Source organism: Hymenobacter swuensis DY53 (assembly GCF_000576555.1).
Taxonomy (GTDB): domain Bacteria; phylum Bacteroidota; class Bacteroidia; order Cytophagales; family Hymenobacteraceae; genus Hymenobacter; species Hymenobacter swuensis.
Genome location: NZ_CP007145.1, coordinates 2237524 through 2255341 on the forward strand (window position 1 = coordinate 2237524; position 17818 = coordinate 2255341).

At 60.9% G+C, this 17818-nt stretch carries 15 protein-coding genes; 10 read left to right on the forward strand and 5 right to left on the reverse strand.

The features are described 5' to 3' along the window. The first annotated feature begins 15 nt into the window (after positions 1-15). From HSW_RS10875 to acs, 5 genes are all read left to right on the forward strand, one after another. The gene (locus HSW_RS10875; protein ID WP_044001945.1) at positions 16-234 is read left to right on the forward strand and encodes a hypothetical protein; all 219 of its coding nucleotides are present in this window, start codon (positions 16-18) and stop codon (positions 232-234) included. Positions 235-331: 97 nt separating this feature from the next. Then, entirely contained in the window at positions 332-3082 is a 2751-nt protein-coding gene (locus tag HSW_RS10880; protein WP_044001946.1) for a sensor histidine kinase, read from the forward strand. 182 nt (positions 3083-3264) lie between these two features. Next, positions 3265-3645 (forward strand): response regulator transcription factor, encoded by a 381-nt coding sequence (locus tag HSW_RS10885; RefSeq protein WP_044001947.1) that lies wholly within the window; start codon positions 3265-3267, stop codon positions 3643-3645. Positions 3646-3688: 43 nt separating this feature from the next. After that, positions 3689-5623, forward strand: a complete 1935-nt coding sequence (locus tag HSW_RS10890; RefSeq protein ID WP_044001948.1) for an AMP-binding protein — start codon at positions 3689-3691, stop codon at positions 5621-5623. An 84-nt stretch (positions 5624-5707) separates the two neighbouring features. After that, a complete protein-coding gene (acs, locus tag HSW_RS10895; RefSeq protein ID WP_044001950.1) occupies positions 5708-7633 on the forward strand; it encodes an acetate--CoA ligase in 1926 nt (641 codons plus the stop codon). A 117-nt stretch (positions 7634-7750) separates the two neighbouring features. Here the strand turns inward: acs and HSW_RS10900 are convergent, their stop codons facing one another. Together HSW_RS10900 and HSW_RS10905 are read right to left on the reverse strand one after the other, a co-directional pair. Beyond that, on the reverse strand, positions 7751-8305 hold the full coding sequence (locus HSW_RS10900) for a hypothetical protein (RefSeq protein ID WP_044001951.1): 555 nt from the start codon (positions 8303-8305) through the stop codon (positions 7751-7753). Positions 8306-8317: 12 nt separating this feature from the next. Beyond that, on the reverse strand, positions 8318-9472 hold the full coding sequence (locus HSW_RS10905; protein WP_044004539.1) for a zinc-dependent alcohol dehydrogenase: 1155 nt from the start codon (positions 9470-9472) through the stop codon (positions 8318-8320). 133 nt (positions 9473-9605) lie between these two features. On the opposite strand from HSW_RS10905, the gene cobT reads away from it, so the two are divergent. The 3 genes from cobT to cobC are packed head-to-tail and all read left to right on the forward strand — an operon-like array spanning position 9606 to position 12108. Next, positions 9606-10763, forward strand: coding sequence for a nicotinate-nucleotide--dimethylbenzimidazole phosphoribosyltransferase (gene cobT, locus HSW_RS10910; protein ID WP_316931424.1), 1158 nt, complete (start codon positions 9606-9608; stop codon positions 10761-10763). Beyond that, positions 10760-11557, forward strand: a complete 798-nt coding sequence (locus HSW_RS10915; RefSeq protein ID WP_316931425.1) for an adenosylcobinamide-GDP ribazoletransferase — start codon at positions 10760-10762, stop codon at positions 11555-11557. Before cobT ends, HSW_RS10915 begins: the two co-directional genes overlap by 4 nt. Further along, a complete protein-coding gene (cobC, locus tag HSW_RS10920; RefSeq protein WP_044001953.1) occupies positions 11542-12108 on the forward strand; it encodes an alpha-ribazole phosphatase family protein in 567 nt (188 codons plus the stop codon). The genes HSW_RS10915 and cobC overlap by 16 nt, the downstream gene beginning before the upstream one ends. Before the next feature lie 83 nt (positions 12109-12191). Here cobC and fahA read toward each other — a convergent pair whose 3' ends face one another. After that, positions 12192-13475, reverse strand: coding sequence for a fumarylacetoacetase (fahA, locus tag HSW_RS10925; protein WP_044001954.1), 1284 nt, complete (start codon positions 13473-13475; stop codon positions 12192-12194). Positions 13476-13617: 142 nt separating this feature from the next. Between fahA and HSW_RS24250 the strand changes: the two genes are divergently transcribed. After that, positions 13618-14373, forward strand: a complete 756-nt coding sequence (locus tag HSW_RS24250; protein ID WP_071883098.1) for a DUF6882 domain-containing protein — start codon at positions 13618-13620, stop codon at positions 14371-14373. Between the two features lie 97 nt (positions 14374-14470). On the opposite strand, the gene HSW_RS10930 is transcribed toward HSW_RS24250, so the two are convergent. Continuing rightward, positions 14471-14806 (reverse strand): NifU family protein, encoded by a 336-nt coding sequence (locus HSW_RS10930; protein WP_052346812.1) that lies wholly within the window; start codon positions 14804-14806, stop codon positions 14471-14473. A 227-nt stretch (positions 14807-15033) separates the two neighbouring features. After that, positions 15034-16137, reverse strand: coding sequence for an Mrp/NBP35 family ATP-binding protein (locus HSW_RS10935; RefSeq protein ID WP_044001955.1), 1104 nt, complete (start codon positions 16135-16137; stop codon positions 15034-15036). A 230-nt stretch (positions 16138-16367) separates the two neighbouring features. Here HSW_RS10935 and HSW_RS10940 point away from each other — a divergent pair, with 230 nt between their 5' ends. Continuing rightward, positions 16368-17627 carry a hypothetical protein gene (locus HSW_RS10940; RefSeq protein ID WP_044001956.1) on the forward strand — a complete coding sequence of 420 codons (1260 nt, stop codon included), beginning with the start codon at positions 16368-16370 and terminating at the stop codon, positions 17625-17627. Positions 17628-17818: the final 191 nt, after the last annotated feature.

A 17818-nucleotide genomic window follows, 5' to 3' on the forward strand; every position in this document is an offset into this window, starting at 1 on the left:
TTCTTCCTGACGCCTATGTCTTCTACGCCGACTCCGGAACGAACCGAGCAACGACGCGGCCAGCGGCTGCTGTTCGTGGCCGTGCTGTTTGCTGTGCTGCTCAATTTTCCCTTCCTGGCTGTGTTCAACCACGATGGCCGCGTAGCCGGCATTCCGGTCCTGTACCTCTACGTGCTGGTTGTCTGGGCGCTGCTGGTGCTGATAACCGGATGGCTGGCTAAGGTGAAATTGTGAAGCAGTGAATTGACGTTCTGCTTGCGCACTCTGTGCAGACAGGTCATACTTCACAAATTCAACAGCTCGCCACTTCACCACTTCACAAATTCACCGCATGCCCACCCTGCTTGTCATCGGCTTTTCCTTCGGGTACCTCGTCCTGCTGTTCGGGGTGGCGTATGCGGCGGAGCGTCGGTCGGCGGCGCGGCGCAGCCTGGTGAGCAATCCCTACGTGTACGCCCTGAGCATGGCCGTGTACTGCACTGCCTGGACGTACTACGGCTCGGTAGGGCGGGCCGCACACTTTGGGCTGGAGTTCATCGGGATTTATCTGGGGCCCACGCTTATGGCCCCGGTGACCTGGCTGGTGCTGCGCAAAATCATCCGCATCTGCCGCAGCCAGCGTCTTACCTCCATTGCCGATTTCATTTCGGCCCGCTACGGCAAAAGCGCCGGGCTGGGGGCCCTAGTGACGGTGGTGTGCGTGCTGGGTGTGGTACCCTACATTTCTTTGCAGATCAAAGCCATTGCCGCTTCCTTCGACATCCTGACCCGCGACGTGGCGTCCCTGAACCTGCCGGTGCAGGATGCGGCAGCGGCAGCCGGCTCGGCGTTCTACACTACGGTAGCCCTGGCGTTTTTTACTATCATCTTCGGGGTGCGCTCCATTGAGGCCACCGAGCGGCACGAGGGTATGGTGCTGGCCGTGGCCCTGGAAAGCTTAGTGAAGCTGGTGGCGTTTCTGGCAGCTGGCCTGTTCGTCACCTACGGCCTGTTCAATGGCTTTGCTGATGTGTTTGAGCGGGCCGCCGCGCTGCCCGACCTGCGCCGCCTGTTTACGTTGGACGGAGCCGGCACCACGCCGGGCCAGTGGTTTACGCTGCTGCTGCTGAGTATGACGGCTATTCTGCTGCTACCCCGGCAGTTTCAGGTATCGGTGGTGGAAAACGTGAACGAGGACCACCTGCGCAAAGCTATGTGGCTGTTTCCGCTCTACCTGATCATCATTAACCTGCTGGTGCTGCCGCTGGCGTTTGGGGGCCGGCTGCTCGACCCCACCGGCCGCTTCGATGCCGATACGTTTGTGCTGGCGCTGCCCTTGCAGGCGGGCCACCCGTGGCTGGCGCTGCTTATTTACCTGGGTGGGTTGTCGGCGGCCTCCAGTATGATTATCGTGGAAACCATTGCCCTGAGCGTGATGATGAGCAACCACCTGCTTATGCCGCTGCTGGTGCGCATTCCCGCGGCCCGGGCCGCTGGGCCCAGCTGGTTTGCCACCCTGGGGCAGGTGGCCCTCAACAGCCGCCGGATGGCCGTGGTGCTGGTGCTGCTGCTAGCCTTTGGGTACTATGCAGCCGTGGGCCATCAGCTGCCGCTGGTGAACATCGGGCTGGTATCGTTTGCGGCGGTGGCGCAGTTTGCGCCGGTAGTACTGGGTGGGCTTTACTGGAAGGGCGGTACCCGGCAAGGCGCTACGGCCGGTATTCTGGCGGGCTTTGTGGTGTGGTTCTTTACCCTGGTGCTGCCTACTATGGTCGGCCCCGATCTGCTGCCTGATACCCTGCTGGCGCAGGGCCTGTTTGGCCTGAGCTGGCTGCGGCCGTTTGCGTTGTTCGGGCTAACCGGGCTCGATTATTTGTCGCACGGCTTGTTCTGGAGCTGGTTTTTTAACCTCGGGCTGTACGTGGCCGTGTCGCTCGGGCGGCAGCCTTCGGTGCTGGAGCAGCGGCAGGCCGAGGTGTTTGTGGATGTGTTTCGGCATGGCACCAGCTTCGAGGCACCCACCGGCTGGCACAGTGCCGCCGCCCTGCCCGATGTGCGGGCCCTGCTCACCGGCTTCCTCGGGAAAAAGCGCACCACCCAGGCGCTACGGGCGTTTCAGGAGCGTTTTCCCGAAGCCCATGCCACCGATTCAGTGGCTCCGCCCCAAGCCGATCCGCGCCTGCTGGCCTACGCCGAAAAGCTGCTGGCCGGTTCCATCGGCCCGGCTTCGGCTAGGCTACTGCTGCGCTCTTCGGTAGGGGTAGAGGACATCAGCTTTGATAGTGTGGTGGGAATTCTCAGGGAAAGTCAGCAGCTGCTGGAAGCCAACCGCCAGCTCCAGAAGCAGCAGCGGCAGCTCCAGCGGCTCACCCAGCAGCTCCAGCAAGCCTACGATCAGCTGCAGGAGCTCGACCAGCATAAGGACGAATTCCTCTACACCGTCACCCACGAACTGCGCACCCCGCTCACCAGTATTCGGGCCTTGTCCGAAATTCTCTCCGATAATCCCGATCTGGAAGAGGAAGAGCGGCAACGGTTTCTGCTCACCATCACCCGCGAATCGGAGCGGCTGAGCCGGCTCATTACGCTGGTGCTGGATCTGGAGAAGTACGAATCAGGTAAGGCCACGCTGGAAAAAGTCCCGGTAGATGTGGCCGACGTGGTAACCGACGCCCTGGAAGCCGTGGGCCAGCTGCTGCGCGACAAGCACATTCACTTGGACCTGGCCGTGCCGCCCGGCCTGCCGCCCCTGCCCGGCGACCGGGACCGGCTCATGCAGGTACTGGTAAACCTGCTCTCAAACGCCGTGAAATCGTGCCGGGCCGATGGTACCGGCCGCATTGCAGTATTGGCTACGGCCTCGCCGGAGGCCCTGCGCATCACGGTGCAGGACAATGGCAAAGGCATTGACCCGGAGTTCCACCAGCTCATCTTTGATAAGTTCTTTCAGGCCCGGCATCAGACTATGCGCAAGCCCGAAGGCTCGGGCCTGGGCCTGGCCATCACCAAAAAGATTGTGGAACTGCACGCCGGCCGCATCTGGGTGGAAAGTGCCCCCGAGCAGGGGGCCAGGTTTTCCTTCGAGCTACCGGTTTTGAATTAAAAAATGAGGAGTAAAAGGCATGTCATGCTGAGCGGAGTCGAAGCATCTCTACCGAGGGCTACTCAGTTAGTATTGCAACGAAGCTGTAGAGATGCTTCGACTCCGCTCAGCATGACGGGATTTTCCACTCAAAAACCTTCCGCGTCTTCTGCGGGAACATCCATCTGAACCTTCCATGTGCTATGAAACCTGCTTCTCCCCACATTCTCATAGTTGATGACGAGCCCAACATCGTCATGTCCCTGGAATTTCTGATGCGCAAGGCTGGCTACCAGGTCAGCATTGCCCGCAACGGCACCGAGGCCCTAGAGGCCATCGACCACGCAGCTTTTGATGTAGTGCTGCTGGATATTATGATGCCCGATGTGGATGGCTACCAGGTGTGCCGCCACCTGCGCCAGCACCCCGCCCGCCAGACTACCCGCGTTATCATGCTCTCGGCCAAAAGCAAGGATGCCGACGTACAGAAAGGGTATGATGCCGGGGCCGACCTCTACCTGCCCAAGCCCTTCAGCACCCGTCAACTCATGGAGAAAGTGCGGGAGCTGTTGCCCACCACCTGACTTCCGCCGCGTTACTGCCCGCACCTTCCCACCCACTCCGCCTATGTCTCTCACCCGCTCTTACCCCGCCGACCACGCGGCCAGCCTGCAGGACCCCGAAGAATTCTGGGACGCGCAGGCCCGGCAGCTTGCCTGGTTTCAGCCGCCGCCCCGGCCCGTACTGAGCCAGGACAGCACCACCGGTTTTTACCATTGGTTTCGGGGCGGGCAGTTGAATACCTGTTGGTTGTGCCTCGATTACCACGTGGAGAATAGCCGTGCCGACCAGGTGGCCCTCATCTATGATTCGCCGGTAACCCACACGGTGCGCCGCTATACCTACCGCGAGCTGCTGGACCTGACCAGCCGTTTTGCCGGCGGCCTGCGCCAGTTGGGCGTGGAGCGCGGCGACCGGGTAATCATCTACATGCCTAATATGCCCGAAGCGGTGGTGGCCATGCTGGCCTGCGCCCGGCTGGGGGCCGTGCATTCGGTGGTGTTTGGGGGCTTCGCGCCCCACGAACTGGCCGTGCGTATTGATGATGCCCAGCCCCGCGTGATTATCTGTGCCTCCGCCGGACTGGAGTTTGACAAGGTGATTCCCTACAAGCCGCTGGTGGAGGCTGCTCTGCAGCGGGCTGTGCATCAGCCCGCTGCCGTGGTCGTGCTGCAGCGCGCCTTTTGCCCAGCCGCGCTATCCGCCGCCCACGATGCAGACTACCAGACACTGCTGCAGGCCGCGCCCGTTGCCGCCGTGCCCCTTGAATCCATCGACCCGCTCTACATCCTCTACACCTCCGGTACCACGGGCAAACCCAAAGGCGTAGTGCGTGACAACGGCGGCCACGCCGTGGCCCTCAAGTACAGCATGGCCGCCATATATGGGGTGCAGCCCGGCGACACGTTCTGGGCCGCCTCGGATATTGGGTGGGCCGTGGGCCACAGCTACTGTGTGTATGGCCCCTTGCTGCACGGCTGCACCACGGTGCTGTTCGAGGGAAAACCCGTCCGGACGCCCGATGCCGGCACCTTCTGGCGCGTGGTGCAGGACCATCAGGTACGGGTGCTGTTCACGGCTCCCACTGCCATTCGGGCTATCAAGAAAGAAGATGCCGCCGGCGCGCTGGCCCGGCAGTATAACCTGCGCAGCCTGCGCCACCTGTTTGTGGCCGGGGAGCGGTGCGACCCCGCCACGTACGAGTGGGCGGGTCGTACGCTGGGGGTGCCCGTGGTAGACCACTGGTGGCAGACGGAATCGGGCTGGCCGATGCTGGCCACGCTGGTGGGTTACCCGGATATGCCTGCGCCCAAGGCCGGCTCGGCGGGCTTTCCCGTGCCCGGCTACGATGTCCGGATTCTGGATGAGGCCGGCCAGTCCGTGCCGCGTGGTATCACCGGGCTGGTGGCCGTGCGCCTGCCATTGCCGCCCGGCTGCCTGCCTACCCTTTGGCAGGATGATGCCCGTTTCCGCAGCAGCTACCTCGAAACGTTTCCCGGCTATTACTTCTCCGGCGACGGGGGGTACCACGACGCGGACGGCTACCTCTACATTATGGGCCGGGTGGATGATGTGATAAACGTGGCCGGCCACCGCCTGAGCACCGGCGAAATGGAAGAGTTGCTGGCTGCCCACCCGGCCGTGGCCGAGTGCGCCGTGCTGGGTATTGCCTGCGCGCTGCGCGGTCAGGTGCCAATAGGCTTGGTAGTGCTCAAAGATGGCCAGACTCCCGATGAACCCCAGCTGGAGCAGGAGCTGGTCCAGCTGATTCGGGGGCAGATCGGGGCACTGGCCTGCTTCCGGCAGGCGGCCGTGGTGGCGCGGCTGCCCAAAACCCGCTCGGGCAAAATCCTGCGCAAAACCCTGCGTCAGCTGGCTGACGGCGAGCCGTTCACCGTACCTTCCACCATCGATGACCCGCTCATCCTCGACGAAATTCGGCAGGTGCTGGAGCGGCGGGCCATTGGTCAGGCCTTCGACAACCCACCCGCTTCCCGCTGAAACCCGAATTCGACTACTGCCCCGGGATGGAAGGGGGCTGATTCCAAAAACTTTACAACTTTGCCACTTCACTCTTTCGTAACCATGCCCGAAACCCCTGCCAAGCACGCTCGCATCCGTAGCATCGAAGGCTACCACGAAGCCTACCATCTCAGCATCAACCACCCTGAAGAGTTCTGGGCGTCGGTGGCCGCGCCCTTTACCTGGCGCCGCAAGTGGGACAAAGTGCTGAACTCCGATATGGCCGCCGGCAAGAACGAGTGGTTTGCCGGAGCCCGCCTCAACATCACTGAAAACTGCCTGGACCGCCACCTGGCTACGCGCGGCAACAAGCTGGCCCTCATCTGGGAGCCTAACGATACCAAAACCCGCCACCTGCGCCTGACTTACCGCGAGCTGCATCAGCAGGTGTGCCAGTTTGCCAACGTGCTGCACAATAACGGCGTGGAGAAGGGCGACCGGGTGTGCATCTACATGCCCATGATTCCGGAACTGGCCATTGCCGTGCTGGCCTGCGCCCGCATCGGGGCGGTACATTCCGTGATTTTCGCCGGCTTCTCAGCCACTGCTATTGCCGATAGGGTGAACGATGCCCAGGCCAGTGTGGTGCTGACTTCTGATGGCCTGAACCGTGGCCCCAAGCAAATTCCGGTGAAACGGGTGGTAGACGAGGCCCTGGAAACCTGCCCCTCCGTGCGCCGCGTGATTGTGGTGGAGCACCTGGGCTGGCCTGTGCAGATGGAAGCCGACCGCGACGTGTGGTACCACGAGGAAGCTGAGGGCGTGGCCAAAACCTGCCCGGCCGAAGAAATGGACGCCGAGGACCCACTGTTCATCCTCTATACCTCGGGCAGCACTGGCAAGCCCAAAGGCGTGGTGCACAGCACCGCCGGCTACATGGTGTGGGCCGATTACACGTTCCGCAACGTGTTTCAGGTAGAAGAAAACGACATCTACTGGTGCACGGCCGATATTGGCTGGGTAACAGGTCACTCGTACCTGCTCTACGGCCCGCTGCTGGCCGGCAGCACCTCGCTCATGTTCGAGGGCGTGCCCACCTACCCCGATGCCGGCCGCTTCTGGGAGGTGATTGACAAGCACTCGGTCAGCATTTTCTACACCGCACCCACGGCCATCCGCAGCCTCATGGCCGCGCCTTTGGATAACGTACTCAGCTACTCGCTCGATTCATTGCGGGTGCTGGGCTCGGTGGGGGAGCCCATCAACGAGGAAGCCTGGCACTGGTACCACACCCACGTGGGCAAAGAGCGCTGCCCCATTGTAGATACGTGGTGGCAGACGGAAACCGGCGGCATCATGATTTCGGCGCTGGCGGGCATCACGCCCTCGGTACCGGCCCGGGCCGGTTTGCCGCTGCCGGGCGTGCAGCCCGTGCTGCTCAATCAGGAAGGCCAGGAAATCGAAGGCAACGACCAGGAAGGCTACCTGGCCATCAAGCAGAGCTGGCCCGGTATCATCCGCACCACCTACGGCGACCATGAGCGGGCCGTGCAGACGTACTTCGGGGTGTACCCGGGCTACTACTTCACCGGCGACGGCGCCCGCCGCGACGCCAACGGCCTGTACCGCATCATCGGCCGCGTGGATGACGTGATAAACGTATCGGGCCACCGCTTCGGCACGGCCGAAATTGAAAACGCCATCAACCAGAACGCCAACGTGGTGGAGTCGGCCGTGGTAGGCTACCCCCACGACGTGAAGGGCCAGGGCATCTACGCCTACGTCATCTGCCGCGAGGGGGCCTGCGAGAAGGAATCCGACAAAGCCCACGTAGAAGCCAGCATCATCGAAACGGTGGTGGCCGAAATCGGCAAAATCGCCAAGCCCGATAAGATTCAGATTGTGAGCGGCCTGCCCAAAACCCGCTCCGGCAAAATCATGCGGCGCATCCTGCGCAAAGTAGCCGAAGGCGAAACCAGTTCCCTCGGCGACACCACCACGCTGCTCGACCCGGCCGTGGTGGAGGAGATTATCAAAGGCAAGAAGTAGCGGGCCGCAGGCTGGCACCTGCAGGCTTCCGGCAACAAGGCTTGTCAACAAAAAAACACCTCAGCTGGAAAGCTGAGGTGTTTTTTTGTTAGGGATGGTCAGAAAAGCACCGGGCAGTTAAAACCGGCTCAGGTAATCTTTCTTAACCGTTTTGGTCGGTTTTTTCTTCCCCGAGGACAGCCACACTACCAGTCCGGCCGTGACGGCCCCGATGGTAGCCAGCTTGGTGATGAAAGCCGTGCGGTTGTGCTTCCACTCCATGTCGTAGCCTTTCTCGGCCCAGATGTTGGGCAGCTTGCCGTGGGCCAGGTCGCCCACGATGCCTTCCACCACGTTTACCCGGTCGGCCACAATCAGCGGCAGCCAGTGTTTGTACTCATTCTCGCTGTACTTGAAGGCGGCCCGCCGAATCAGGCCACTCAGGCCGGTTGGCGGGGCTGGCGTGCCGAACACGGCCGACACATTGGGCCGCTCAATGGAGCGCAGTACTTCCGTATCCTCCGGCTGGAGGTGGTCGGGACGGTGCTTACTGTCGGGGTCCTGGCCCACATTCATGCGCTGGCGCATGGGGTAGGTGGGGTCGTTTTTGGGGTCGGCATCAATACCCCAGCCTTTGATCTGCTTAGGGTCGATGCGCGGATTTTTCGGGGTGTTCTTCGGAGTACTTTCCATGATGACGAGGCGTTACTGGTTGGCGGTAGGGGGCATCAGCACGGTTTTGATGCAGTTATCCAGCTTGGCGGAGAACATGCGGTAGCCGTCAGCCACGTCTTCCAGCGGGATGCGGTGCGTAATCAGCCCCTTGGGGTTGAGGACGCCGTTCTGCACGTGCTCGATCAGGCGCGGCAGCAGGCGCTTCACCGAGGTCTGGTTGCCCCGGATGGTGAGGCCCTTGTTCATCATGTTGCCAATCGGAACCAAGTTGTCGGTAGGGCCATATACGCCCACAATGCTCACCACGCCGCCTTTTTTCACGGAGTTGATGGCCCAGTGCAGCGCCGTAGCCGAGCCGGCCTGCAGCAGCAGCTTGCGGCCCGTAACGGTCTGCATAGTGTTGCCAGCAGCTTCGGCGCCCACGGCATCAATCACGCAGTCGGCGCCCATCCAGTCGGTTATCTTCTTGATGAACACCACCGGGTCATTCATTTCCTTGAAGTTGTAAGCCTCGCAGTAGGAGTAGTTGCGGGCAAACTCCAGGCGGTAGTCTTCCTGATCAATAATGATGACGCGGCCGGCCCCAAACAGCCAGGCGCAGCGGGCAGCCACAATGCCAATGGGCCCGGCCCCGAACACCACCACCGTGTCGCCAGTCTGAATGCCGGCCATTTCGGCGGCCTGGTAACCGGTAGGCACCACGTCGGTGAGCAGCACGGCGTCGTCGAGGTCCATATCCGGCGGGATGATGGTGGGACCCACGTTGGCGTAGGGCACCCGGGCATATTCAGCTTGGCCGCCGTTGTAGCCGCCGGCCGTGTGCGAGTAGCCGAAAATGGCTCCTACGGCCGTCGATTCGGTGTTCGACTCGTGGCAGTTGCCAAACATACCCTGGCGGCAGAAGTGGCACTCGCCGCAGGCAATGTTGAAGGGCACCAGTACCCGGTCGCCCACTTTTACTTTGGTGACATCGGCCCCGATTTCCACGATTTCGCCCACAAACTCGTGGCCGAAGGTGGAGCCCACGCGGGTGTCGGGCACGTTGCCGTTGTAGAGGTGCAGGTCGGAGCCGCAGATGCAGGTGCGCAGCACGCGCACAATGGCATCCTGCGGGTGCTTTATTTCCGGCATGGGTTTTTGCACGGCGCGGACCCTTTTAGGGCCCCGGTAATCCATAGCTAACATACTGAGGTTGGTTTTGTGGAGCAGGGAAAGGACAGAAAGCCGGTTGCAGCCACCCACCGGAAAAGCGCCGCGAGAAACGAAGGCGGCCGGCCATAACAAGACTGCTGGGTAATACTCCCCCCCCTGCGTAAGGTTGTCGGAACCTTTCCTGAAACGGGTAAACCCGTATTTGCGCGGAACTGGCCGCGAGAAATACGTAGGGCCGCTGCTGCCCGCCCGCCCCGTGGCTAGTACCTTCGCCGACATGTTCTCCATTCCTGCTCTCAACCCGGCGCTGGCTCCCGCAATCCAGCACAAAATCGACCATAAAACCAAGCCGCTTGGGGCGCTGGGGCAGCTGGAGGGCCTGGCCCGGCAGATCTGCCTGATTCAGCAGACCCTAACGCCGACGCTGCACCAGCCGCACCTGCTGGTATTCGCCGCCGACCACGGCATTGCCCGCGAAGGCGTGAGCAAGTATCCGCCCGAAGTTACTTACCAGATGGTGCTCAATTTTGTGCAGAACGGAGCGGCCATCAACGTGTTCTGCCGCCAGCACGGTATTACCCTGAAAATACTAGACGCCGGCGTGGCTGGCAGCTTCGCCGATTATCCAACCGTCATCGACCAGAAAATTGCGCCTGGTACCCGTAGCTTCCTTCACGAGCCAGCCATGACGGCCCAGGAGTGCACCCGGGCCCTGGAGGCCGGGGCCGCCGTGGTGCGTGAGGTGGCGGCCACTGGCTGCAACGTGCTGGGATGCGGCGAAATGGGTATCGGCAACACGTCGGCGGCCACGCTGCTCATGCACCGCTTCACGGGCCTGCCGCTGGCCGAGTGCCTGGGTCGTGGCACCGGCCTCGATGATGCGCAGCTGCGCCACAAAGCCGCCGTGCTGGCCGCTGCCGCCGAAACCCATGCCCATCTGACTGAGCCGTTGGACATTCTGGCGGCTTGCGGGGGCTTCGAGCTGGTACAGATGGCCGGGGCTATGCTGCAGGCTGCCGCCTTGGGCATGGTGGTGCTGGTAGATGGCTTCATTGCCACGGCCGCCCTGCTGGCCGCTGCCCGGCTGCACCCCGAGGTACTAGCCTACTGCGTATTCTGCCATCAGTCCGACGAGGCCGGGCACGCACGGCTGCTGGCCCATTTGGGTGCCTGGCCGCTGCTACAGCTGGGGCTGCGGCTGGGAGAGGGCACGGGCTGCGCGCTGGCGTATCCGCTGCTGCTAGCGGCGGTGGGCTTTCTCACGGAAATGGCATCGTTCGAGAGTGCCGGCGTAAGTCAGGCCGTAACCCCGCCTGCCGTATGATGCGCCGGCAGCTAGAGCTGTTTTTCACGGCCCTCATGTTCTACACCCGCGTGCCCTGCCCCCGGTGGATTGGCCATTCCGAGGAGCTGCTCAACAAATCTACCGTGTACTTTCCGCTGATTGGCTGGCTGGTGGGCGGGGTGGCAGCCCTGGCCTTCGGGGGGCTGCAGTATTTTTTTTCGGTAGATCTTGCTTTGCTGCTGAGTATGGTAGCCAGTATCTGGATGACGGGAGCTTTCCACGAAGACGGCTTTGCCGACGTGTGTGACGGCTTCGGAGGCGGCTGGACCCAGCAGCGTATCCTCGATATTATGAAGGACAGCCGCCTGGGCACTTACGGCGCGGCCGGGCTGGGGCTGCTGCTCGCCATGAAATTCTGCGCCCTGAAAAGTCTGGCAGATATGCCGGGGTTTTCGCCCTGGTCGTTGCCCGTGCTGCTGGTGGTGGCGCACGCCCTGAGCCGGGCCACTGCCCTTACCTTCATCTTCACCCACGAGTACGTGCGGGCCAATGAAGACAGCAAAGCTAAGCCGGTGGCCAAAAAGATGCGGCTGCCGGAACTGCTCATTGGTCTTGGCTTTGGGCTGCTGCCGCTACTGGCTTACGCGGTGTGGCTACGCAGCCTGTGGCCGCTGCTGGTGCTGCTGCCGCTCTGGCTCGTGAAGGTTTACCTGGCCCGCTTCTTCCAGCGCTGGATTGGCGGCTACACCGGCGACTGTCTGGGAGCCACTCAGCAGGTAGCTGAGGTGGTGATTTACTTGTTTTTCTGCTCTTCGCTATGGATATCTACCTAATTCGTCACACCCGCGTGGCTACTGAAGCCGGCATCTGCTACGGCCGTTCCGATGTGCCCATGGCCGCCACGTACCCGCAGGATGAGGCGGCTGTGCGCGCTCGGCTGGCCCCGGTGCTGGCCGCTCCGCACCGGGCCTGGGCCAGTCCGCTCACCCGCTGCCGCCAGTTGGCCGAAGCCCTGGTTCCCGGTCCCGTTCAGCTTGATGACCGTTTGATGGAGTACGATTTCGGCCGCTGGGAGCTGCAGCCCTGGGATGCGCTACCGGCCCCGGAACTCAACCCCTGGATGGCCGATTTCGTGCAGGTGCCCGCGCCCGGCGGCGAAACGTTTCAGCAGTTGCAAACTCGCGCCGTCGATTTTTTTCAGGAAGCCTTGGTTGGTGAAGAGCCGCTGCTGCTGTTCAGTCATTCGGCCGTTATCCGGAGCCTGCTCTGCCACTGTATGGGTCTGCCGCTGGCCCACGCCTTCCGGATTGATGTAGACTACGGCTCCATCTCAAAGGTGCGCCACCGGCACGGCCACTTCAGCGTGGCCTACACGAATGCCTGACGGGTTTTCTCGCTGACCCCCCCCAAGGGGTGCGCGGAGGTTCGCAGTGAACGACCTCCGCGCACCTCCGCGAGAAACTATGCCTACACCGTCGGGGCCGGCAGTACCTTGCCCGTTACCTCGCCAAAACCGATGCGCAGGCCATCCTTCTCGCAATAGCCGCGCATGGTCACCCGGTCGCCGTCGAGCAGGAACCTGCGCTCCGAGCCGTCGGCCAGGGGCAGGGGGCGGGTGCCGCGCCAGGCCAGCTCCAGCATCGAGCCCAATGAGTCGGGCGTGGCGCCCGAGATGGTGCCCGAAGCGTACAGGTCGCCGACCTGCAGGTTGCAGCCGTTGGAAGCTTGGTGGGTGAGCTGCTGGGCCATGCTCCAGTACATCAGCCCGAAGTTGGAGCGCGAAATGGTGGTGGCCGGGCCGTTTTCGGGCTGCAGATCCACTTCCAGGTGCACGTCGAAGTTGTGCTTATCCAGCTGGCGCAGGTAGAGCAGCGGCTCGGGCTCCTGAACCGGTCCGGCCACCCGGAACGGCTCCAGCGCATCCAGCGTCACCACCCACGCCGACATGCTGCTGCCGAAGCTTTTGCCCAGAAATGGCCCCAGCGGCACGTACTCCCAGCTCTGGATGTCGCGCGCGCTCCAGTCGTTGAACAGCACCAGCCCGAAGATGTGGTCCTCGGCATGCTGAATCGGCACGGTGTCGCCAAGGTGCGTGCCCTGGCCCACAATAAAGCCCACTTCCAGCTCGAAATCCAGCTGCTGCGACGGCCCGAAGGTGGGCGCGGCGGCATCGGGGGCCTTGCGCTGGCCGTTGGGCCGGCGCATATCGGTGCCGCTCACCACGATGCTGCTGGCCCGGCCGTGGTAGCCGATGGGAATGTGGCGCCAGTTGGGCAGCAGTGCGTTGGCCGGGTCGCGGAACATGATGCCCACGTTGGTGGCGTGCTCGATGCTGCTGTAGAAATCGGTGTAGTTGTGGGGCTTCACGGGGCGCAGCATCCGCACCTCCGTCTGGCGCAGCAGGCACTCGCGCATCACCTCATCCGAGCGGAGGGAGGCATTGTCGTGGCGCAGCAGCTCCGACACGCGCTGGCGCACGGCCCGCCACACTGGCCGGCCCAGGGCAATGAACTGGTTGAGCGAGCGGCGGCGGAACACCTTGGGCATCTTCGCGCCCAGTTCCAGGTCCTCAAAAAAGCCGAACTGGGCCACGGCGTACAGATCCAGCACGTACTCGCCAATGGCCACGCCCAGCCGCGGGCCTCGCTCCTCCGTCTCAAACACGCCGAACGGCAGGTTCTGAATGGGAAAGTCGCTGCCGGGGGCAATATCAATCCAGGAGTGCAGAGCGGGGTCGTTGGGGTTAGCCATTCGGGAAGGGTGGTTGATGGTAGGAGCAGCAAAGGTAATGGGGCCGGCGGAATGCGGGTAAGTGAGGCAGAATCCTTGATGCAAGAAGCATTACCTTTACCAAGGCATCAGCTACAACCATCAACGACTAATAGACCCGAGAATGAGTCAAATTAACTATCCGAAATTTGCTAATGAATGTCTTCAAGAGTTAATAGAAAAGCAGGATGTATTTAATGTTGAATATGATATTGATGGATATGAGAACTGGTTCTATAATGATGCCACTGGTCTATTGACTTTTTCGACTGGTGAAGAAGAAGTCAATTTCAAATATCTAAGAGTTGGTAGCTTATCTAAAAATTCCAATACATGGAAATGGTCATGGGATAATGATATGATTTCACCAGATGCAAAAGAGAAGCTGAATTGTGTTAGAGAGTTTGGTGAGAAATACGATTTCGATAAATTGACTGATGGCTATTTTGAAAGTAGCGAGGAAGAAGCATGGGAGTTAAGCGCCATTACAGCTAAGCTTACGGACGGTATTGGAGTTTACCGACCCGTTTCAGAGCATCTGTTGGTTTTTATAGTTGTAAAAGAATTTGTTGATACCGAATCTGCACAACTCATTAAAGAAAGATATATAGAGTGTGATGTCCATGATTATAGACGAATAGCGTTTGTCTGTAAACACCTCAATCACACATCTAAAGTGGGTTTCGAAGAATCATTTGAAACGCACGAAAATATGGAATTAGAAGAAGAAGAAGATTTTCAGGCTTGGTGTGATGAATGTGAAAAAGTGAGGCAAAAAGAGGGTGGATGGAATGATAAATCAATGGTTTTTGCAAATATTAAGCTTGTATGTGAACAGTGTTATTTTGAAATGAAAGAGTTGAATTTAGGCTATAAGTAAGCATTACCTTTACTCGCCTCTCCCTCAAACCCACAACGCCCCGCCCCAACCGGAAAACCGGCAGGAGCGGGGCGTTACTGTCCGTTACCTGAGAAGCTTAGAACTGCGGAGTAGGTACCGGCGAGGGCGACTGAGGGTGGCCGGTCTGGCCGGCGGGCTGGGCCGACATGGGCGTGAGGTTGATGGCCTCCACGGCGCGGATTTCGGGCACGGCCTTCTTCACCGATTCCTCTACGCCGGCTTTCAGCGTCATCGGCGACATGGGGCAGGTACCGCAGGCGCCGAGCAGCTCCAGGCGCAGCACCATGTCATCGGTGATTTCCAGCACGCGCACGTTGCCTCCGTCGGCGGCCAGATAGGGCCGGATGGTATCCAAGGCCTGTTCGATGCGGGGCAGGAGCGGATGGGTTTCCACGGTGGGCGATACGGTCATAACGGGAATTTCACGGGTTGTACGCTGGTTGGGCGGCAAAGTGCCCGACAGCGTCGGCAATACGAAAGCAAAGGTAGAACATTCGCCCGACGCTACGGTAAACCGGCCGGAGCGGGGAGAAGTTCAGGAGAAACGCAGGCCCCAGAGCTGAAGCCCTGGGCTATGCAGCGAAAAACGAGAAGCCCGCTGATTAGCCCCAGGCTTCAGCCCTAAGGCCCGGGTTTCCATTACGACTTCATTTCCACGATGTTGGTTTTGGGCGCCACGGCGTTACGGATGCTTACTTGGCGGGCCAACTCCTCGGCCAGCTGCGCGAAGACGGCGGCGGCCGGCGTGTTTTCCTGCAGGATGGCAGGCGTGCCCAGGTCGCCGTTTTCGCGGATAGTTTGCACCAGCGGAATCTGGCCCAGCAGTGGCACCTGGTGCTTTTCGGCCAGGGCCACGCCTCCGCCTTCGCCGAAGATGAAGTACTTATTACCGGGTAGCTCAGCAGGCGTAAACCAAGCCATGTTTTCCACAATGCCCAGCACCGGCACGTTGATTTGCGGCAACCGGAACATCTGCAGACCCTTCTCGGCGTCGGCCAAAGCCACTTTTTGTGGCGTGGTCACGATGAGCGAGCCGGTGACGGGCACCGTCTGCACCATGGTGAGGTGGATGTCGGAGGTTCCGGGGGGCATGTCGAGGAGCAGATAGTCCAGCTCGCCCCAATCCACTTCCGTGATGAACTGCTTGAGGGCCGACGAAGCCATCGGGCCGCGCCACACAATGGCCGACTCGGACGGGGCTAGGAATCCGATGCTCATCAGCTTCACGCCGTGGGCAATGATGGGCTGGATGAGGTTTTTGCCGTCGGGGCCTTGGAACACGTGGGGCCGCTCGTTCATCACGCCGAACATGAGGGGCATGCTGGGGCCGCTGATATCGGCATCCACGAGGCCTACTTTGGCGCCGGTTTTGGCCAAGGCAATGGCCAGATTGGCCGTGACGGTGCTTTTGCCTACGCCGCCCTTGCCCGAGGCAATGGCAATGATGTTCTTCACGCCGGGCAGCAAGTCGCGGTTCTGGCGCATGGTGGTCACGCGCGAGGTCATTACGATGACGACTTCTGCGTCCTTATCTACCATCGTGTGGATGGCCCGCTCGCAGGCGTCGTGGATGAGCTGTTTGAGGGGGCAGGCAGGGGTGGTGAGCACCACCGTGAACGAGACGCGGCGTCCGTCAATCTGCACGTCCTCAATCATATTGAGCGTCACGAGGTCTTTGCCCAGGTCGGGCTCCTCCACGTAGCTTAGGGCCTTGAGGACGGCTTCTTTGGTAATGGGTTCCATTATAGTCAGTCGGGAAAAGTCAGGAGGTAAAGCGCAAAGATAACCCGGAAAACGGGCCTGAAGTTGTGCGGCCACTTGCCGGTCGGTGCCGCAGTCCGGATTTCTGTTCGGGCTATTCTGGCAGTCGGTGAGGATTCCCCTCTGTTCCACGGCTGGCCCGATAATCCGGCGGAAAGCCAGTATTCTTGCGGATTCTATTGCTACACTTCATTTTTTACACTTCAGGTTGTATGCTCGTTTCTTCCCGTTTCCGGCGTTGCTTTACTCGCGGAGCCGGCTCCCTGCTGCTGGCAGTAGTTTTCAGCACCGCCGCGCATGCGCAAGCCCCCACCGATACCACTTTCCAGCGGCTGTTGCGCCAGAACCAGTTTAGCCTCACCCAAACGGGTGCGCAGTTTAGCGGGCCGGGGTGGGAAAAGCTGCAGCAGGATATTCGCAAAAGCGCCTGGGTGCTGGTGGGTGAAGACCACGGCATGGCCCAGATTCCGGCCTTCACCCAGGCGGTGGCGCAGGTGCTGCAACCCAAAGTGTACGTAGCCGAAATCGACAAGTACCAGGCCCGCAACCTGAGCCAGTTGGCCGCCAAACCCGGGCTGCCCACGGCCTTCGAGCACAAGTACCCCATGGCCTTATCCTTCTATAGCTGGGCCGAGGAATTTGAGCTGGCCCGGGCCCTGCGGTCCCAGAATACGGCTATTGTGGGCGTGGAGCAGGTAGGGGCGGCCACGGCCGGCCTCACGCTGGATGGTATGGCCGATCAGGTGAAAAATAAAGCGGCTAAAAGCTACCTGCGCCGCCTGGCTGCAGTTTCGCAGACCCGCGACCGGGCAGATATGGTGAGGGGCAAGTACGACCACAGCACCGTGATTGTGCTGCAGCCGGTTACCATCGACAGCCTACGCACCATTGCGCGCCAGGAAAGCCCGGCGGTGCAGGATATGCTGGATAACTTTCTGGCCAGCGTCGCCATTTACCAGACCAATGCGTCCGGTAAGCCCGGTGCCCACCAGGCCCGGCTGAACCTGATGAAACGTAACCTGCTGACGGAGCTACAGCCCTACCAGAAAGCCGGGGAACCATTGCCCACTATGCTCTTTAAGTTTGGGGCGGCGCATATGGGCCGGGGCCGCAGTATCTCGGGCAACTTCTATGACGTAGGGAATCTGGCCGTGAACCTGGCCGACATGCACGACCAGAAAACCCTCCACATCTTCGTCATCGGCAAACAGGGCGAGCAGGCAGGTGGGGCTAACCCCGACGATTTCACCAAGAACATCGCCACGTATTCGTACGATAACGAGGCCATGGTCAAGCCCTTCACCAACAGTACCGCCGCTACCGGCCCGTGGCAGGTATTCGACGTGCGCCCCCTGCGCCGGGCCCTGCTCCAAGACAAACTCACCGTGAGCAGTCAGGAGCTACAGGCTACCATTCTGGGCTACGATTACGTGGTTATCATTCCCAAAACCACCGCCAGCCACAATTACTAGGAGCAACGAAAGACCGTTATATGGAGCTTGTTGAAGTATCTCTACCACTTCGTTGTTAAACATAGCAAAGCGGTAGAGATGCTTCGGCAAGCTCCGCATGACGTTCACAAGGGCTTCGCCGCGAAGTGACAAGCCTGAGGCATGCCACTTCGCCGCCGTTCCTGCCTACCTTTGGGGTTCCGTTCTGCTGC